General features: G+C 72.5%; 15 protein-coding genes. 7 read left to right on the forward strand and 8 right to left on the reverse strand.

The genetic code is table 11. The features are described 5' to 3' along the window. Positions 1–148 precede the first annotated feature (148 nt). Positions 149–1,303: a cystathionine gamma-synthase gene (locus ACIGYR_RS26110; protein ID WP_391840144.1), complete on the forward strand. Its 1,155-nt coding sequence runs from the start codon at positions 149–151 to the stop codon at positions 1,301–1,303. An 18-nt stretch (positions 1,304–1,321) separates the two neighbouring features. On the opposite strand, the gene ACIGYR_RS26115 is transcribed toward ACIGYR_RS26110, so the two are convergent. From ACIGYR_RS26115 to ACIGYR_RS26125, 3 genes are all read right to left on the reverse strand, one after another. Next, the gene (locus tag ACIGYR_RS26115; protein WP_391840145.1) at positions 1,322–1,570 is read right to left on the reverse strand and encodes a hypothetical protein; all 249 of its coding nucleotides are present in this window, start codon (positions 1,568–1,570) and stop codon (positions 1,322–1,324) included. A gap of 163 nt (positions 1,571–1,733) precedes the next feature. Beyond that, the gene (locus ACIGYR_RS26120) at positions 1,734–2,237 is read right to left on the reverse strand and encodes a sigma factor-like helix-turn-helix DNA-binding protein (RefSeq protein WP_399597293.1); all 504 of its coding nucleotides are present in this window, start codon (positions 2,235–2,237) and stop codon (positions 1,734–1,736) included. A 102-nt stretch (positions 2,238–2,339) separates the two neighbouring features. Continuing rightward, positions 2,340–2,846: a MarR family winged helix-turn-helix transcriptional regulator gene (locus ACIGYR_RS26125; protein ID WP_391841010.1), complete on the reverse strand. Its 507-nt coding sequence runs from the start codon at positions 2,844–2,846 to the stop codon at positions 2,340–2,342. A gap of 162 nt (positions 2,847–3,008) precedes the next feature. Between ACIGYR_RS26125 and ilvA the strand changes: the two genes are divergently transcribed. Beyond that, positions 3,009–4,238: a threonine ammonia-lyase gene (ilvA, locus tag ACIGYR_RS26130; RefSeq protein WP_399597296.1), complete on the forward strand. Its 1,230-nt coding sequence runs from the start codon at positions 3,009–3,011 to the stop codon at positions 4,236–4,238. A 204-nt stretch (positions 4,239–4,442) separates the two neighbouring features. Here ilvA and greA read toward each other — a convergent pair whose 3' ends face one another. Together greA and ACIGYR_RS26140 are read right to left on the reverse strand one after the other, a co-directional pair. Continuing rightward, complete coding sequence (greA, locus tag ACIGYR_RS26135) at positions 4,443–4,940, reverse strand: transcription elongation factor GreA (protein WP_391840151.1); 498 nt, start codon at positions 4,938–4,940, stop codon at positions 4,443–4,445. A 190-nt stretch (positions 4,941–5,130) separates the two neighbouring features. Further along, the gene (locus ACIGYR_RS26140) at positions 5,131–5,529 is read right to left on the reverse strand and encodes a DUF4307 domain-containing protein (protein WP_391840153.1); all 399 of its coding nucleotides are present in this window, start codon (positions 5,527–5,529) and stop codon (positions 5,131–5,133) included. A 154-nt stretch (positions 5,530–5,683) separates the two neighbouring features. Between ACIGYR_RS26140 and mca the strand changes: the two genes are divergently transcribed. Together mca and ACIGYR_RS26150 are read left to right on the forward strand one after the other, a co-directional pair. Continuing rightward, the gene (gene mca / locus ACIGYR_RS26145; protein WP_391840155.1) at positions 5,684–6,565 is read left to right on the forward strand and encodes a mycothiol conjugate amidase Mca; all 882 of its coding nucleotides are present in this window, start codon (positions 5,684–5,686) and stop codon (positions 6,563–6,565) included. Next, entirely contained in the window at positions 6,558–6,806 is a 249-nt protein-coding gene (locus ACIGYR_RS26150) for a hypothetical protein (protein ID WP_399597300.1), read from the forward strand. The genes mca and ACIGYR_RS26150 overlap by 8 nt, the downstream gene beginning before the upstream one ends. Before the next feature lie 8 nt (positions 6,807–6,814). Here ACIGYR_RS26150 and ACIGYR_RS26155 read toward each other — a convergent pair whose 3' ends face one another. Continuing rightward, positions 6,815–10,018 (reverse strand): tetratricopeptide repeat protein, encoded by a 3,204-nt coding sequence (locus ACIGYR_RS26155; RefSeq protein WP_399597303.1) that lies wholly within the window; start codon positions 10,016–10,018, stop codon positions 6,815–6,817. Positions 10,019–10,280: 262 nt separating this feature from the next. On the opposite strand from ACIGYR_RS26155, the gene ACIGYR_RS26160 reads away from it, so the two are divergent. Beyond that, positions 10,281–10,946: a hypothetical protein gene (locus ACIGYR_RS26160; RefSeq protein WP_399597306.1), complete on the forward strand. Its 666-nt coding sequence runs from the start codon at positions 10,281–10,283 to the stop codon at positions 10,944–10,946. Positions 10,947–10,981: 35 nt separating this feature from the next. Continuing rightward, entirely contained in the window at positions 10,982–13,015 is a 2,034-nt protein-coding gene (locus ACIGYR_RS26165; protein WP_399597308.1) for a thioredoxin domain-containing protein, read from the forward strand. Positions 13,016–13,182: 167 nt separating this feature from the next. Here ACIGYR_RS26165 and ACIGYR_RS26170 read toward each other — a convergent pair whose 3' ends face one another. Further along, a complete protein-coding gene (locus ACIGYR_RS26170) occupies positions 13,183–14,403 on the reverse strand; it encodes a glycosyltransferase (protein WP_399597311.1) in 1,221 nt (406 codons plus the stop codon). Beyond that, a complete protein-coding gene (locus ACIGYR_RS26175) occupies positions 14,400–15,626 on the reverse strand; it encodes a glycosyltransferase (RefSeq protein WP_399598616.1) in 1,227 nt (408 codons plus the stop codon). Before ACIGYR_RS26175 ends, ACIGYR_RS26170 begins: the two co-directional genes overlap by 4 nt. Before the next feature lie 463 nt (positions 15,627–16,089). Between ACIGYR_RS26175 and ACIGYR_RS26180 the strand changes: the two genes are divergently transcribed. Further along, positions 16,090–17,571 carry an ArnT family glycosyltransferase gene (locus tag ACIGYR_RS26180; RefSeq protein ID WP_399597314.1) on the forward strand — a complete coding sequence of 494 codons (1,482 nt, stop codon included), beginning with the start codon at positions 16,090–16,092 and terminating at the stop codon, positions 17,569–17,571. Positions 17,572–17,577: the final 6 nt, after the last annotated feature.

Below are 17,577 nucleotides of genomic sequence, written 5' to 3' on the forward strand. Positions count from 1 at the left end.
ATGTGCGCCGGGTCGCGGGCCCTCTGGGGCGGATCGCGGACCGTGCCGGGCGGGGGCGCGGACCAGACGAGTGGCTCATCACGGACGTCATGACGAGTGGCTCATCGCGGACGTCAGGAACCTGCCGGGCGCATTACGCTCGGTGCACATGAGCGACAGGCATATCAGCGAACACTTCGAGACCCTCGCGATCCACGCGGGCAACACCGCGGATCCCGTCACCGGCGCGGTCGTCCCGCCGATCTACCAGGTCTCGACCTACAAGCAGGACGGCGTCGGCGGGCTCCGCGGCGGCTACGAGTACAGCCGTAGCGCCAACCCGACCCGCACCGCCCTGGAGGAGAACCTCGCCGCGCTGGAGGGCGGTCGCCGCGGCCTCGCCTTCGCGTCCGGCCTGGCGGCCGAGGACACACTGCTGCGTACGCTGCTCACCCCCGGCGACCACGTGGTGATCCCGAACGACGCCTACGGCGGTACCTTCCGGCTCTTCGCCAAGGTCGCCACCCGCTGGGGGGTGGAGTGGTCGGTCGCCGACACCAGTGACCCGGCCGCCGTCCGGGCCGCGATCACCTCGAGGACCAAGGCCGTCTGGGTGGAGACCCCTTCCAACCCGCTGCTCGGCATCACCGACATCGCCGCCGTCGCCCAGGTCGCCCATGACGCGGGCGCGAGGCTCGTCGTCGACAACACCTTCGCCACGCCCTACCTGCAGCAGCCGCTGTCGCTCGGCGCGGACGTCGTCGTCCACTCCCTGACCAAGTACATGGGCGGTCACTCGGACGTGGTCGGCGGCGCGCTGATCGTCAACGACCCGGCACTCGGCGAGGAACTGGCCTACCACCAGAACGCGATGGGCGCCGTCGCCGGGCCCTTCGACTCCTGGCTGGTGCTGCGCGGGACCAAGACCCTCGCGGTGCGCATGGACCGGCACAGCGAGAACGCCACGAAGATCGCCGACATGCTGACCCGGCACGCGCGCGTGACCAGCGTCAGCTACCCCGGGCTGCCCGACCACCCCGGCCACGACGTCGCCGTCAAGCAGATGAAGGCGTTCGGCGGCATGGTGTCGTTCCGGGTCGAGGGCGGCGAGGAGGCCGCGATCGAGGTGTGCAACCGCGCCAAGATCTTCACCCTCGGCGAGTCCCTCGGCGGAGTCGAGTCCCTCATCGAGCACCCCGGCCGGATGACGCACGCCTCCGTGGCCGGCTCCCTGCTGGAGGTCCCGGCCGACCTGGTGCGCCTGTCGGTCGGCATCGAGAACGTCGACGACCTGCTGGAGGACCTCAAGCAGGCCCTCGGCTAGCAGTCGGCTCGGCCGGGCTCACCAGCCGGTGATCGGTGGAGTCGTCTGCGAGGGCGGCTCCACCCACGGCTGGGCGCCGACCGCCCACACGGCGAACGCGACGACCGCCGCGCACGCCAGCAGCCACAGCACCCGGCGGACGAACCGCCGCCGGCGCAGCAGACGGTCCCCGCGGCGCACCGCGCCGGAGCACAGCTCAGGAGGCACCGGCGCCACGGCCCGCTCCATGATCCGTCGCACGGCGTCCTCCCGCTCGCCCCGCTTCACCACGGCCTCCGAGGCCGACCCCCGCCCGCCCGGACCACGGCGCCGATCTCCCACCGACCGCGCGCGGGGCGGGGCAGCGGGGAGGGTCCGCCGGTGCGCCTCTTGGTGGTGTGGCCTTCGCGCGCGGGGCGGCCGGGTGGGCGGGGGGACGTGCCGGTGTGCCTCATGACGGTGCCACCCTTCCGCTCATGGGCGGTGGGGGCGTCTGCGGGGCGGGATGCAGCACGGTCGCCGTCGCGCGGTCGCAGATGCTGTGGACGCGTTCCGCGGGCAGGCCCAGCAGGGCCGCCGCCTGCTCCTCGGCCACACCGTCGTACAGCCGCAGGACGAGGACCAGCCGTTCCCGCGGCGAGAGCGCGGCGAGCGGACTGCGCGGATCCGGCCGGGCGCGACCGAGAGCGCCGTACCGGTGCCAGGCGCTGCGCGCGAAGCGGGTGGCGAGGTACTGGCGGGCGCAGTCGTAGGGGTCCTCGCCGCGCAACCGGTCCCAGCGGGCGTAGGTGTGGGCGAGGGCGAGCGTCAGCAGGCGTCGCGCGCGCGGGTTGGCGTCCGGCGCCTCCGCGGTGAGCAGCGTGGCCGCGTGCAGCAGGCGCCCCGCCGCGCCGGCGACGAACGCCTCGAACTCCCGGACCCGGCGGGCACCGCGGGCCAGCTGCCGATCACGCACCACGCCTCCCCGTGCCGGGGCCCTGTCCCGGACCCGGTCTCATATGAGGCCAGCGGCGGCCCGGGGTCAAGACTCCGTGGCCCTCCTGTGCGGTGCCCCGGCTCAGGAGGCCGGCGGCTGCTCCGCCGCCGGAACGCCCTGCACCGTCATCCGCGCGGAGAGCGCGCGATTGAAGCGGGTGAGGAGCGTGCAGAACTGCTCGCGCTCCTCCGGCGCCCACTCGTGTGTCAGCTCGGCCATGAGCTGACGCCTGGACGAGCGCACCTCCTCCAGCCGGGCGGCGCCGCGCGGGGACAGCTGGAGCACCACCGCGCGCCCGTCCTCGGGGTGCGAGGTGCGCTTGACGAGCCCGGTGTCGACCAGGGGCGCCACCTGCCGGGTGACCGTGGAGGAGTCGATCCCCATGCTCGCGGCGAGCGCCTTGACGCCCATCGGGCCTTCCTTGTCGAGGCGGTTGAGCAGCAGGTACGCGGCGCGGTCCATGGAGTTGCGCACCTGGCCCACGCCGCCGAGCCGGGTCTGTTCGGCACGGCGGGCGAACACCGCCACCTCGTGCTGGAGGGTGTCGAGAAGACCGGTGTCACCGACGGTCGTCATGTCCATCGACATTTCAGGTGTTGTGGGCATGGCCGGAGGCTCGCTTCATCAAAGGCTGCTGGGTTGGGGGACAGGGTACGCGGCCGGGCGCCGGACCGTACCGGCGCTGCGCAAACCGGTCTCGCTGCTTGGTCACACCCATCGTGCGCAAACGTGAACTGCGATGCTGGAGTCATGAGCTACCGCACGGCCGACCCCTTGCGTTCCGTGACCCTCGACGACGTGCGCGGCGCCCAGAAGATGCTCTCGGGCGTCGCACGGGTGACGGCGATGGAGGGCAGCCGGCACCTGTCCCAGCTGATCGGCGCGCCGGTGCAGCTGAAGTGCGAGAACCTCCAGCGGACCGGCTCGTTCAAGCTGCGCGGCGCCTATGTGCGGATCGCCGGGCTGCTGCCGGAGGAGCGGGCGGCCGGTGTGGTGGCCGCGAGCGCCGGCAACCACGCGCAGGGCGTGGCGCTGGCCTCGTCGCTGCTGGGCGTGCACTCGACGGTGTTCATGCCGAAGGGCGCGCCGCTGCCGAAGATCAGTGCGACCCGGGACTACGGCGCCGACGTGCGCCTGCACGGCCAGGTGGTCGACGAGACGCTGGCCGCCGCCCAGGAGTACGCGGCCGAGACCGGCGCCGTGTTCATCCACCCCTTCGACCACCCGGACGTCATCGCCGGCCAGGGCACGGTCGGCCTGGAGATCCTGGAGCAGTGCCCGGAGGTGCGCACGATCGTCGTCGGCATGGGCGGCGGCGGGCTCGCGGCCGGTATCGCGGTGGCGGTGAAGGCGATCCGTCCGGAGGTCCGGATCGTCGGCGTGCAGGCGGAGGGGGCCGCCTGCTATCCGCCCTCGCTGGCCGCCGGGCACCCGGTGTCGCTGCGGAACCCGGCGACGATGGCCGACGGCATCAAGGTGGGGCGGCCGGGCATGGTGCCGTTCGGGATCGTCGGCGAGCTGGTCGACGAGGTCCGCACGGTCAGCGAGGACCAGCTGTCGGCGGCGCTGCTGCTCTGCCTGGAGCGGGCCAAGCTGGTGGTCGAGCCGGCCGGGGCGAGCCCGGTCGCCGCGCTGCTGGCCGCGCCGGACGCCTTCGAGGGCCCGGTCGTCGCGGTGCTCTCCGGCGGCAACGTCGACCCGGTGCTGATGCAGCGCGTGCTGCGGCACGGCATGGCCGCGCAGGGCCGCTACCTGGCTGTCCGGCTGCGGCTGACGGACCGGCCGGGCGCGCTCGCCACACTCCTCGGGGTGTTGCCGGAGGTCGACGCCAACGTCCTCGACGTGAGTCATGTCCGTACCGATCCCCGGCTCGGGTTCACCGAGGCAGAGGTGGAGCTGCACCTGGAGACGAAGGGCCCGGCGCACTGCGTCGAGGTCGTCCAGGCTCTGCGGGACGCCGGTTACACGGTCATCGACTGACCTCCGCCCGGCCCGGCGCCTCCGCCCGGCCCGGCGCACCGCGCCGGGCGCGCGCCGTCACCGTCCGTTCGTCCTCGTGATGCGCGTCCACCCCCGGCGAGCGCCCGGCGGCGGGGGAACCGGCCCGCCCGCCGCCTCACGGGCATGACCAAGCCCCCGGCGCCCCAAGGGGCTGCCGGGGGCCGGAAGCGAACCGGGAAGGGCTCAGGCCGTGTAGGGCTCGGCCTTCAGGATCCGCACGGACGCCTTCTTTCCGTTCGGCAGTTCGTACTCCGCGTCCTCGCCGACCTTGTGCCCCATGACACCCGTGCCGAGCGGGGACTGCGGTGAGTACGTCTCGATGTCGGCGCTCGCGTACTCGCGCGAGGCGAGCAGGAACGTCATCGTGTCGTCCTCGTCACCGTCGAAGGCGATCGTGACGACCATGCCCGGCGCGACGGCGCCGTCCGCGGCCGGCGCCTCGCCGACCTTGGCGTTCTCGAGGAGCTGGGTCAGCTGGCGCACACGCAGCTCCTGCTTGCCCTGCTCCTCCTTGGCCGCGTGGTAGCCGCCGTTCTCGCGCAGGTCGCCCTCCTCGCGCGCGGCCGCGATCTTGGCGGCGATCTCCGTGCGCGCAGGACCAGTAAGGTACGCAAGCTCGTCCTTGAGCTTGTTGTACGCCTCCTGGGTCAGCCAGGTGACGTTCTCGCTGGTCTGGGTCACAGGGTGCTCCTCGTCGGTACTGGGAATACAAAGCATCGCCCTACCCAGAAGCATGTTCCCTCATGGATGGGCGAAACCACGAGCCTAACAATTCACGAGCGGAAGGGGGAGGACATAAGCCATCAGAATCACATCAACGCAGGTCGGGGCCTGCAGATTCCGGGTGAAGCCGGAGAGTGTCCGCCGGCCGTCAGCCGGCGTGACAGCCCAGCAGCTGCGCCGTCGTCCCCTCCGCGGTCGTACGGAGCGTGACGACCCTGTCGATCCGCGTGGCCGAGCCGGAGAAGCGGAAGTCGGCCCGGCCCACCTCGGCGCCGTCGGCCGACTGGGACCGCAGGGTGCAGTACCCGGAGGCGCCGGCGTCCTTGCGGACCTCCAGATGGACCTTGACCGCGTCGTCGGTGGCCTGGAAGGCGATGACCTCGGCGCTGATCTCGTTCTGCACGACATAGTGGTAGGCGAAGTAGCCGATCAGTGCGAGCAGCACCGCGCCCAGCACCGAGCCGGCGATCTTGAGCTTGCGGTCGGCGCGCTCCTCCGAGGGGCGGCCGTAGCGGCCCTCGGGCAGCCGCGTGCTCGCGGTACTCATGATCGTCCTCTCCGCGGAATTATTCGTCCCCCGATTCGGTCACTATAGAAGCGTTCGTCCGCCGCTCGACCGCCACCCCTCAACGCCGTCCCTCCGGGACGCCATCATTGATTGCCCCACGAACCCGGGGCGCCGACTTACCGAGGATTGAGTCTTGACTGACCAGTTGCGACTGATGGCCGTTCACGCGCACCCCGACGACGAGTCGAGCAAGGGCGCGGCCACCATGGCGAAGTACGTGTCCGAGGGGGTGGACGTGCTGGTGGTGACCTGCACCGGCGGAGAGCGCGGGTCCATCCTCAATCCCAAGCTCCAGGGTGACGCGTACATCGAGGAGCACATCCACGAGGTGCGCAAGAAGGAGATGGACGAGGCCCGCGAGATCCTCGGCGTCGAGCAGGAGTGGCTCGGCTTCGTCGACTCCGGCCTGCCCGAGGGCGACCCGCTGCCGCCGCTGCCGGAGGGCTGCTTCGCCCTGGAGGACGTCGACAAGGCCGCCGGTGAGCTGGTGCGCAAGATCCGTTCCTTCCGCCCGCAGGTGATCACCACCTACGACGAGAACGGCGGCTACCCGCACCCCGACCACATCATGACCCACAAGATCTCCATGGTGGCGTTCGAGGGCGCGGCGGACCCCCAGAAGTACCCGGAGGCCGAGTTCGGGCCCGCCTACCAGCCGCTGAAGCTCTACTACAACCAGGGCTTCAACCGCCCCCGCACCGAGGCGCTGCACCAGGCGATGCTCGACCGCGGCCTGGAGTCGCCGTACGGGGACTGGCTCAAGCGGTGGGACGAGATCGAGCGCTCGGAGCGCACGCTCACCACGCACGTGCCGTGCGCGGACTTCTTCGAGATCCGTGACAAGGCGCTGATCGCCCACGCCACGCAGATCGACCCGGACGGCGGCTGGTTCAAGGTGCCGCTGGAGCTCCAGAGGGAGGTCTGGCCGACCGAGGAGTACGAGCTGGCGAAGTCTCTCGTCGACACCTCCATCCCCGAGGACGACCTCTTCGCGGGCATCCGGGACAATGCCTGACATGAGCGCAAGCGTGAGCCTGGCAGTGACGCATCTCGTCCCCCTCGCCAAGGAGGTGGACGAGAACAAGGTCACCCCCGGCGTCCTCGGCTTCATCGTCTTCGCGGTGATGGCCCTGGCCGTGTGGGGCCTGATGAAGTCGATGAGCAAGCACATGCGGAAGGTCGACTTCAAGGAGTCCCCGGCCGCCGAAGGGGAGCCGGCCGGGGAGAAGGCCGACTCCACCGCAGAGCGGGGCTGACCCGAAGGTCACCGCCCCGCCGGTACCGCCACCCCCATCACCTCCCGGGCGTGGCGGTCCGGAGTCATGCGCAGCCGCCACGCCTGCCAGCCGTCCTCCAGCCGGACACCCCGCTCCAGCAGCAGGGCGTACGCCGAGGCGTAGTCGCCCAGCTTCTCGTCCCGCAGCGGATGCGTGGCGCGGGCCAGCTGGGCCAGCTCCTCCTGGGCGACCGCCGTGCCCACCTCCACCCCGCCCGGCGCCGCGTACGGCAGCAGGGTGCAGCGCAGGAAGCGGGCCCAGTCCTCGCCGCGCCGGTCGCCGTAGGACGTGAACAGGGTGAGCGCCTCGTCGCACAGTCCCAGCGCCTGCTGGGTCCGGGCGTTGCCCGCGTCCACCACGGCCAGCTCCAGGCAGGTCCACGCCTCGCCGTGGGCGACGCCGATCCGCTGGAAGTCGGCGCGCGCGTCCACCAGCAGCTGACGGGCGAACCCGGAGTTGCGCAGCGAGCCGGTCTGCGCGGCCCGCTGGTCCCGGGTCACCCGCGCCGAATGGTGCCGGGCGCAGGCCAGGCCGTACACGTCCCGCATCCGGGAGAACATCGTCCGGGACCGCTCCAGATCGCGCACCGCCTGATCCAGCTCACCGGCCTCCTCCAGCGCCTGCCCCAGGTGGTACAGCGTCCACGCCTCACCGCGCGCGTCCTCGTTGTCCCGGTGCCGGGCGACCGCCTGGCGCAGGCCGTCCACGGCGGCGGACGGCTCGCCGGCCACCAGCCGGGCCCGGGCCAGCTGGGTCAGCGCCCACGCCTCCCCGCGGGCGTCCTGGGTCCGGCCGTACCGCTCCAGGGCGGCCCGCAGCTCCGTCTCCGCGCGCGGCACGTCCCCCAGCCGCAGCGCCAGCTGGCCCAGCTGGAAGTGCGCCCACGCCTCGCCGTGCACCGAGCCGCCCTCGCGGTGCAGCACCAGGGAGCTGTCCAGCAGGTCCTGTGCCTGAGCCAGCCGGGCCCGGTCCCGCTGGACCGCCGCCAGCGCGTGCATCGTCCACGCCCGGTCCGTCGCCAGCTCTGGCGCCGCCTGAAGATCCAGCGCCTCCTGGAGCCTGGCCGCCGCCTCCACGAGGTTGCCCTGGTGGTGCAGCGTGATCCCGAGGGAGCACAGCGCGCGAGCCGCACCCGCGTCGTGATGGGCCTCCCGGTACAGGTCCACGACCGAGGCGAGCGTGGCGCGCGCCTTGTCCAGCTCGCCCAGCTGCCGGGCCGCGATACCGGTACGCCACTGCACCGAGCGCACCAGCAGCCCCTGGTCCACCGACTGCGCCAGCTCACTGATCTCACCGAGCCGGTACAGGTCGCCGCGCAGCAGGCAGTAGTCGCACAGCGCGCCGAGCAGGTTCAGCACCGGTGCCTGGTTCACGCCCTCCGCGTGCCGCAGGGTCGCCGTGATGAAGCTCGACTCGTCGTCCAGCCAGCGCAGCGCCTCGTCGAGCGAGGGGAAGCCGTGCGAGCCGAACTGGTGCGACCTCGTCGACATGTTCCCGTCGACCAGGCGCAGCACCGAGTCGGCGAGCTCCGCGTAGTTCACGATCAGCCGTTCCTGCGCCGCCGCGCGCTCCGCGGGGTCCTCCTCGTCCAGCAGCCGCGCGTGCGCGAAGGCCCGCACCAGATCGTGCAGCCGGTAGCGGTTGCCGCGCACATGGTCGATCAGTCCGGCCCGGGCGAGCGTCACCAGGTGCCGGGTGGCCTCCGCCTCGTCGGTGGCGAGCAGCGCGGCCGCCGCCGCCGCGCCCAGCGAGGCCCGGCCCGCCAGGGCGAGCCTGCGCACCAGCCGGCGCGTGGGCTCCGGCTGGTCGGTGTAGCGCAGCCACAGCGCCCGCTCCACCGGCTCCACCGGGCCGTACGCGCCCAGGTCCGTGGCCAGCTGCCGCGGTGAGCGCGGGCCCAGCGCCGAGCCCGCGATCCGCAGTGCCAGCGGCAGCCCCCCGCACAACTGGCCGACCTGGCCGGCGGAGTCGGCGTCGCACGGCCCCGACGCGTCCTCGGCCGCCGCGGCCAGCAACTCCTCGGCGCCCGCCGCGTCCAGCGCCCGCACCGGCAGCTCGTGCACCCACGCCTGAAGGCCGGCGGGCAGTTCGAGGGCCGTACGGCTCGTCACCAGCACCAGGCTGTCGGAGCGCTCCGGGACCAGGGCGCGTACCTGTTCCGGGTCCGAGGCGTCGTCCAGCACGATCGTCACCGGCAGACCGGTCAGATGCCGGTGGTACAGCTCGCCGAGCCGTTTGACCTGCTGGTCGGGGGAGGAGCGCTCCCGGAACAGCAGCTGTTCCCGCGGTGCGCCCAGCCGGTTCAGCAAGTGCAGCAGGGCGTCCCGGGTGGCCAGCGGCGCCTCCTCCCGGCTGCCGCCGCGCAGGTCCACCACCACCGCGCCCCGGAAGTGGTCCCGCAGCTCGTGCGCCGCGCGCACCGCGAGCGTGGTCCGGCCGGAGCCGGGCTCGCCGTGCAGCACGACCACCGTCGGCCGGGTCTCGGTGGCCGCCCGGGCGGCCTGCGCCCACTGTCTGATCCGGCCCAGCTCCGCCCGGCGGCCCGCGAACGGGCCGCCGGCCTGCGGAAGATGACCGAACGACTGCTCCAGCACCGATCGCCGGCGGGCCGCCGCGCTCTTGTCCGTGCCGCGCAGCGCCGGGCCGCCGTTCTTCTTCGCGCCCGTCGAGGAGCTGAGCACCCGCTGCTGGTCGAGGAACGGCCGGATGCCCCGTACCTCCAGTGCCGTCAGCCACTGAAGCCGCAGTTGCTCAGGGCCGCCCGGCTGGCCGGCCGCGCCCGCGCGGTGGTGGGCGGCGGGCAGATGCGCACCGGCCACCTTCACCACCGTGGCGGCGGCGCCCACCGCCGCCGCGGTGACGCCCGCGCCGACGGCCGGTCCGGCGCCGGTACCGAGGGAGAGGTCGGCCACCGCAGCGGCCACGGCGGCAACGGCCGCCACCAGCAGGGCCGTTCCGGCGCCGGCGCGCGCGTAGCGCTGGCCGAAGGTCAGCCGCCCGGCCTCCGTCTCGTCCAGGGCGCGGGTATACGCCTCGTACTCCTCACCGGCCGCGCCGGACATCGCCTCCAGCGCACCGCGCGCCCGCGACAGCAGCAGCTGACCGTCGATCCGCCCGTCCGAACGCCGTACCTCCTCCTCCACGGCCCGCACCAGCAGCCGCTCGGCCTCCGCCCGATGGTCGTCCCGCATGTCCCGTCCCCCTCCGGCGGCAACTCCACTGGGATACGAGTGTCCTTGGCGGGAGGCGCCGGCGCGAGGGGGCGGCGATCGGCGGATTGTGGGGGAAGTGTGGCAACTCGCCGTGGGCGTCATGACAGAGGACGTGGGGCCCTTGTCCGCGGCGGACGGCGTCGGGGGGCCCGGGGGCCGGGTGAGTTGGCGTGCAGGCTCGCGGGTGTGGCTATCGTGATCCCCGCATCGAGGGCGAGGACCGGGGAAGTCGGGGGAGCACATGTCCGCGGACAACGGCGCGTTCACGGGGTCGCCGCCGGGACCACAGCAGCCGCACCAGCCGCACCATCCGCACCAGCCTCGCTGGGCCTGGTGGGTCGTCGGGATCGTGATCCCGCTGGTGGGGATCATCGTCACGGTCCTGGTGAGCCGGCCGGGTTCGTCGGACGACAAGGGCGCGACGCCGGCGCCCACCCGGTCGTCCGCCGCGTCCCGCTCCACCGACGCCACCCAGTCCGCCGTCCAGCCGGCGGAGCAGCCCGGGGAGAGCGCCCGGGCGGCGAAGCCGGCGTTCGGGCCCAAGGTCATCGAGGCCGACACGACCAACTCGGGGTCGTACATCGAGTTCGACACGTCCGAACCGATCGCGGTGGCGAACTCCACCCTCAAGGGCGCGGACCTCATCATCAACGCGACGACCGGGGGTGTTCCGGACCTGTTCGTGCCGGACTCCCATGCGACACTCGCCCCGCTGGCCGGCTCGGGTGCCGCTCCGACGGCCGACGAGTGCGCCCAGAGCGTGGAGCGCAACGGCACCTACACCTTGCCGGCGACCCGCGGCGGCCGTTTCTGCCTGACCACGACCGAGGGCCGCACCGTGTACTTCAAGGTCATCACCGCTCCGCCCTCCGGTCTGGCGAAACTCGAGGTCACCCTCTGGGCCTGACGGCCGACGTCCGCGTACTGCGGCAGGATGGAGTCATGCCGAATCGACTGGCCCATGAGACGTCGCCGTATCTGCTCCAGCACGCGGACAATCCCGTCGACTGGTGGCCGTGGTCGGCCGGTGCCTTCGACGAGGCCCGCAGGACGCACAGACCGGTGCTGCTGAGCGTCGGGTACAGCAGCTGCCACTGGTGTCACGTCATGGCCCATGAGTCGTTCGAGGACCAGGCCACCGCCGACTACCTCAACGAGCACTTCGTCAGCGTCAAGGTCGACCGCGAGGAGCGGCCGGACGTCGACGCCGTCTACATGGAGGCCGTCCAGGCGGCCACCGGGCAGGGCGGCTGGCCCATGACCGTGTTCCTCACCCCGGACGCGGAGCCGTTCTACTTCGGCACCTACTTCCCGCCCGCCCCGCGCCACGGCATGCCCTCCTTCCGGCAGGTGCTGGAGGGCGTCCAGCAGGCGTGGAGCACCCGGCACGACGAGGTCAGCGAGGTCGCCGGGAAGATCGTGCGCGATCTCGCCCAGCGGGAGATCGTCCGGCAGGCCGCCGAGGCACCCGGCGAGCAGGAGCTGGCCCAGGCCCTCCTCGGGCTCACCCGCGAGTACGACGCGCAGCGCGGCGGATTCGGCGGCGCGCCCAAGTTCCCGCCGTCCATGGTGCTGGAGTTCCTGCTGCGGCACCACGCGCGCACCGGCGCCGAGGGCGCGTTGCAGATGGCCCGGGACACCTGCGAGCGGATGGCACGGGGTGGTCTCTACGACCAGCTCGGCGGCGGGTTCGCCCGGTACTCCGTCGACCGCGACTGGATCGTGCCGCACTTCGAGAAGATGCTCTACGACAATGCCCTGCTCTGCCGGGTGTACGCCCACCTGTGGCGGGTCACCGGCTCGGACCTCGCCCGGCGGGTCGCGCTGGAGACGGCCGACTTCATGGTCCGCGAACTGCGCACGCCGGAAGGCGGTTTCGCCTCCGCCCTCGACGCCGACAGCGACGACGGCACCGGACGGCATGTGGAGGGGGCGTACTACGCCTGGACACCCGGACAGCTCCGGGAGGTCCTCGGCGAGGACGCCGAACTCGCCGCCCGGTATTTCGGAGTGACCGACGAGGGCACCTTCGAGCACGGCCAGTCCGTCCTTCAGCTCCCGCAGACCGAGTCGGTCTTCGACGCCGGGAAGGTCGCCTCGGTGCGGGAGCGGCTCCTCTCCGCCAGGGTGCGGCGGCCCGCCCCCGGCCGGGACGACAAGGTCGTCGCCGCCTGGAACGGGCTCGCGATCGCCGCGCTCGCCGAGACCGGCGCCTACTTCGGGCGGCCCGACCTGACCGAGGCCGCCCTCGGCGCCGCCGACCTGCTCGTCCGCGTCCACCTGGACGAACACGTCCGGCTCGCCCGCACCAGCAAGGACGGCCGCGTCGGCCCCAACGCGGGCGTCCTGGAGGACTACGCCGACGTCGCCGAGGGCTTCCTCGCGCTCGCCTCCGTGACCGGGGAGGGCGTCTGGCTGGAATTCGCCGGACTGCTGCTCGACCATGTGCTCGCCCGCTTCACCGACCCGGAGACCGGTGCCCTGTACGACACCGCCTCCGACGCCGAGCAGCTCATCCGCCGGCCCCAGGACCCCACCGACAACGCCGCGCCCTCCGGCTGGACCGCCGCGGCCGGCGCGCTGCTGAGCTACGCCGCCCACACCGGCTCCGCAGCGCACCGGACCGCGGCCGAGCGGGCGCTGGGAGTGGTGAAGACCCTCGGGCCGCGCGTGCCCCGGTTCATCGGGTGGGGGCTCGCCGTCGCCGAGGCACTGCTGGACGGCCCGCGCGAGGTGGCCGTCGTCGGACCGGCCCTGGACGACGAGCGGACGGCCGCCCTGCACCGTACGGCGCTGCTGGGCGCCGCCCCGGGTGCCGTCGTCGCCTGCGGCACCCCGGGCAGCGACGAGTTCCCGCTCCTCGCGGACCGCACCCTCGTCGACGGCGCGCCGACCGCGTACGTCTGCCGGGGCTTCGTCTGCGATCTGCCGGTGGCGGACCCGGAGGCCCTGCGGGCGAAGCTGTCGGCCTCCTGAACAAGCCGCACGAGCCGCCCGGACCAGCAGTCCGGGTGAGCCGCCCGGGACCAGCAGTCCGGACGAGCCGCCCGGGACCAACAGTCCGGGTGAGCCGTCCGGGTGAGCCGGCTGAACAAGCCGCCTGCCCGGCCCGCGAGGCACGGACCGGGCAGGCGGCAGGACGGTCAGCCGAGCGGGTCCGGTACCGGGTCCGGCACCGGCTCCACCACACGCGGCACGACCGTGGGAGCCGTCGTCGGCACCACCGTGGGAGCCGTCGCCCGGCCGCCCAGCCGCCGGTACAGCCAGCGGTCCACGACCAGGAAGCGGGCCGTGAACACGATCGCCATGCTGAGCGCGGTCGCCGGCAGCGCCGTCATGCCCGCGCCCGCGATGAGCAGGGCGGCGAGCGGGATCCGCGCCACCAGGTCGGCGTTGCCGACGCCCCCGAAGGTGAGCAGCCGTACCGAGCGCCGGTGGTGGCGCCGCTGGTTGCGGTAGACGAAGGAATCGATCAGGGCGAAGTTCCACAGCAGCCCGGCCTGGTTGGCGATGATCTCGGCCGGGGCGTACGACAGTCCGGGGGCGGTCACGGTCAGCAGCCACAGCAGGGCGAGGTTGGGGACGAAGCCGGACAGGCCGATCAGCCCGAACACGACCGCGCGGGCCCGCGGGTCGGCGGTGCGCAGGGTGATCAGATGGCGCAGGAAGCGCATGCCCTCCTTCGCCGTGGACTTGGACGCGCCCGCGTGCCGCTCGCCGAAGGCGTACGGCACCTCGGCGATCCCGTGCGGCCGGCACCGTACCGCCAGTTCCAGCAGGATCTTGTAGCCGAGCGGCTGTAGGCCCTCGTCCTCGGCGGCGGCCCGGTCCACGGCCGTACGGCGGATGGCGAAGAAGCCGCTCATCGGGTCGGTGAGCCCGCTCAGGGCGCGCGGGAACAGGGACTTGGTCAGCAGGGTCGAGGAGCTGGAGACCAGCTTGCGGTAACCGCCCGCCAGGCCGCCGCGGTCGCCGCCGGCGGCGTAGCGGCTGGCCACGACCAGTTCCGCGCCGGTCGACTCACCCCGCGCGATCAGCTCGCGGATCAGCTCGGGCGGGTGCTGGAGGTCGGCGTCGATGACGACGATCCAGGGCGCCGTGGCGCGGGTGAACCCCTCCACCACCGCGCCGCCCAGTCCGCCGGCCGGCTCCGGCCGGTGGTGCAGCACCACGGGAAGCGGGCAGCACGCCGCCTCCTCCTCGATCACCGCGCAGGTGCGGTCCGTGGAGTCGTCGGCGAAGACCACCTCCGCGCGCAGCCCCGCCGGGACGGCGGCGGCGATGCGGGTGAGCAACGCGTGGATGTTGTCGGCTTCGTTGAACGTCGGGACGACGATCGACACATCGGCGGGCAGCGCCGTCACCGGGCCTCCTGGGGCTGCGGGGTCTGCACGGGCAGATGGGCGCCGACATGGGAGGTCAGCTCCCAGTCGTGCCGCCCGGTGTACTCGCGCCACACGGCACGCAGCGCGGCGGCGGCCAGGACGACCGCGTACACCGGCCCGCCGGCGATGAGCTTGACGTAGTGCCGGACGCCGATGCGGAAGCCGTACTCCTTGCCGAAGTCGTGCAGCGCCACGGCCTCGAAGACCACCATGGCGGCCATCGGGATCATGGGCAGCCAGGCGAACAGTGAGAACGGCAGCGGTACGCCGCCGATCAGCGCGGCCACGATGCCGAGCGGGATCATCACGCCGGTCGCGGCCTGCACGAACGGGGTGCTCAGTGTGTAGCGGGCGAGCAGTCGCTGGCCGACGCCGGGCAGCCGGCGCCACTCGCCCTTGCGCAGCACCTGGAGGAAGCCCTGGTTCCAGCGGGTGCGCTGCTTGTAGAGGCCCTTGAGGGAGTCGGGTGTCTCCTCGCGGGTGACGAGCGCGGAGTGGTAGGCGACGACGACCTTGGCGCCGCCACTGGAGAGCCGTACGCCCAGATCGCAGTCCTCGGCGAGGCAGTCGCCGTCCCAGCCACCGGTCCGCCGCAGCAGCTCGGAGCGGACGAAGACGGTGTTGCCGCCCAGCGGGATGAAGCCCTTGCGGGCGTGCAGATGCAGCCGGCTGCGGAACCAGAAGAAGTACTCCAGGCAGTTGCGCAGGCTGTACCAGCTGCTCTGGTAGTTGATGAGCTGGACGCCGCCCTGGACGACGTCGGCGTCGTCGCGCCGGAAGGCGAAGTCGACGTGGCCGAGCAGCTCGGGGTGGACGACGTCCTCGGCGTCGAAGACCCCGATGACCTGCCCGCGGGCGTGCGGCAGCGCCGTGTTGAGGGCGCGCGGCTTGTTCTTCACCTTGTGGGTGTCGACGACCGTGCGGACCCTCTCCGGGTGCTCCCGGGTGAGTTGCTCGGCGATGGCGGCGGTGCCCGGGTCGTCGTGGCCGACGATCACCAGGATCTCGTAGGACGGATGGTCGATGCGGAGCATCTGCTCGACGGTGTGCCGCAGGACGGCCTCCTCGTGCCGGGCCGGGACCAGCAGCGAGAAGGACAGGCCGGACGTGCCGTCGGGCTCGGCGAACGCCGTGGACTCAAGCGTCTCCGGGGTGCGCCAGGCATGGAGCATCCACCACAGCGTGACACCGGCGGCGATCATCAGGACGACGGAATCGATGAACAGGACAGCGGAGACCACGAATTCCCCCCTCGGTTCCCTGGTCTTCCTCGTGCTCGCGCAGTGGAACGCGATCGTTCGGGCCCGAATCAAACCCCCCGGTTCCCCCCGGGCCCTGTGGATGGTACTACCCCCAGTCTTCCGGGGGTTTTTCCGCGTGAACGGAAAGCGATCGCAGCGAGCTTTCCAGTGAAGCTAGCAGGTTCCGTATTTCTTCGGCAATGTGGCCTCCGGCCACGATCGGAATCTTATGTTCCGCACATGAGGGAGGGTGACCTGTGCCATCATGCTGCGGCCTGCCCGATTTCTCAGGGGTTTCAAGGGGGAGGTCCCTGAGGTGTGTCGGGCCATAAGTGGGGGTGGGGGATTCCGCATGGGGACTGCTGTTGTTTCCCGACCGGCGGCCGATAATGCGCACGAGGAACGGGCTGCGGCGCGCCGCACATTGTTTCGACGGGATTATTTCTGGGTTGCGCCGGTAATCATCATCGCGCTCCTGGTACGCGCGTGGGGAATCGGGAAATACCCGTTCCCCAACGACGACGAGGGCACCTATCTCGCGCAAGCCTGGGCCGTCCGGCACGGGCAACTCGCGCACTACACCTACTGGTACGACCACCCGCCGCTGGGCTGGATACAACTCTCCGCGGTCTCCTGGCTGCCCGACCTGCTCCGGCCCGGTCTGCCCACCTTCGTCCAGGGCCGGCTCGCCATGCTCCCGGTGGCCGCCGTGACCTGCGTCCTCGTCCACCTCGTCGGCCGCCGGCTCGGCCTGGCCCGGCCCACCACCGCGGGCGCCGTCCTGCTGTACGCGCTCTCACCGCTCGCGGTGGTCCTGCACCGGCAGATCTACCTGGACAACTTCGCCGTCCTGTGGGCGCTCGCCGCGTTCGCCTTCGCCCTCTCGCCGCGCCGCCACCTGTGGCACCACGTCGCGGCCGGCATGTCCTTCGCGCTCGCGGTGCTCTCCAAGGAGACCATCGGCGTCCTGCTGCCGGTGCTGCTGGTGGCGATGTGGCAGGGCAGCCACTCCAGCACCCGCAAGTTCTCCCTGGCCGGCTTCTTCTCCGGCTTCGTGCTGACCGGCCTGTTCTATCCGCTGTACGCCCTGCTCAAGGGTGAGCTGCTGCCCGGCGCCGGCCATGTCTCGCTGCTCGGCACGCTCACGTTCCAGCTCGGCGGCCGCGAGGGCAGCGGCTCCGCCCTCCAGGCCGGCACCGACGCCCACCAGCTGTTCACGGACTGGCTCACCCGGGACCCGTACCTGCTGATCGGCGGCGCCGTCGCCGCCCTGTGCGCGCTGCCGGTACGCAGGCTGCGGCCCGCCGCCCTCGCCGTCCTGGTGCTCGCCCTGGTCGCGCTCCGGCCGGGCGGCTACCTGCCGCAGATGTACATCGCGCAGGTGCTGCCCTTCCTCGCGCTGACCCTCGCCGGACTCGTCCAGGTCCTGAGCGAGCGGCTGCCCGGCCGGCCCCGGCTGCGGGCCGCCGCCGCACTCGCGGCGGTCCTCGCCGCCGCGGCGGTCGCCGGCCCCGCCTGGTACCACCAGGACCGGCTCGCCACCACCGCCGACGACAACCGCGTCTACCGCGACGCCGCCCGCTGGCTGCGCGAGACGGACACCGGCGACCGCGACAAGGTCCGCCTGGTCACCGACGGCGTGCTCTGGCTGGACGCCGTCGACGCCGGATACCGGCCCGGCACCGGCGTCATCTGGCACTACAAGCTGGACCAGGACCCGGCCGTCACCAGGACACTGCCGCACGGCTGGAAGGACATCGACTACGTGGTGTCCACACCTGCCCTGCGCGGCGAGCGCGAGCACCTGCCCACGCTACGGGCCCTGTTCGCGCACGGCACTCCGGTCGCCACCTTCGGGGAGGGCGGCGGCCGGATCGACATCCTCCGGATCGGCCGCGCCGGCTGATCCGCA

It is taken from the genome of Streptomyces sp. NPDC053076, from assembly GCF_044546845.1.
Lineage (GTDB): Bacteria > Actinomycetota > Actinomycetes > Streptomycetales > Streptomycetaceae > Streptomyces.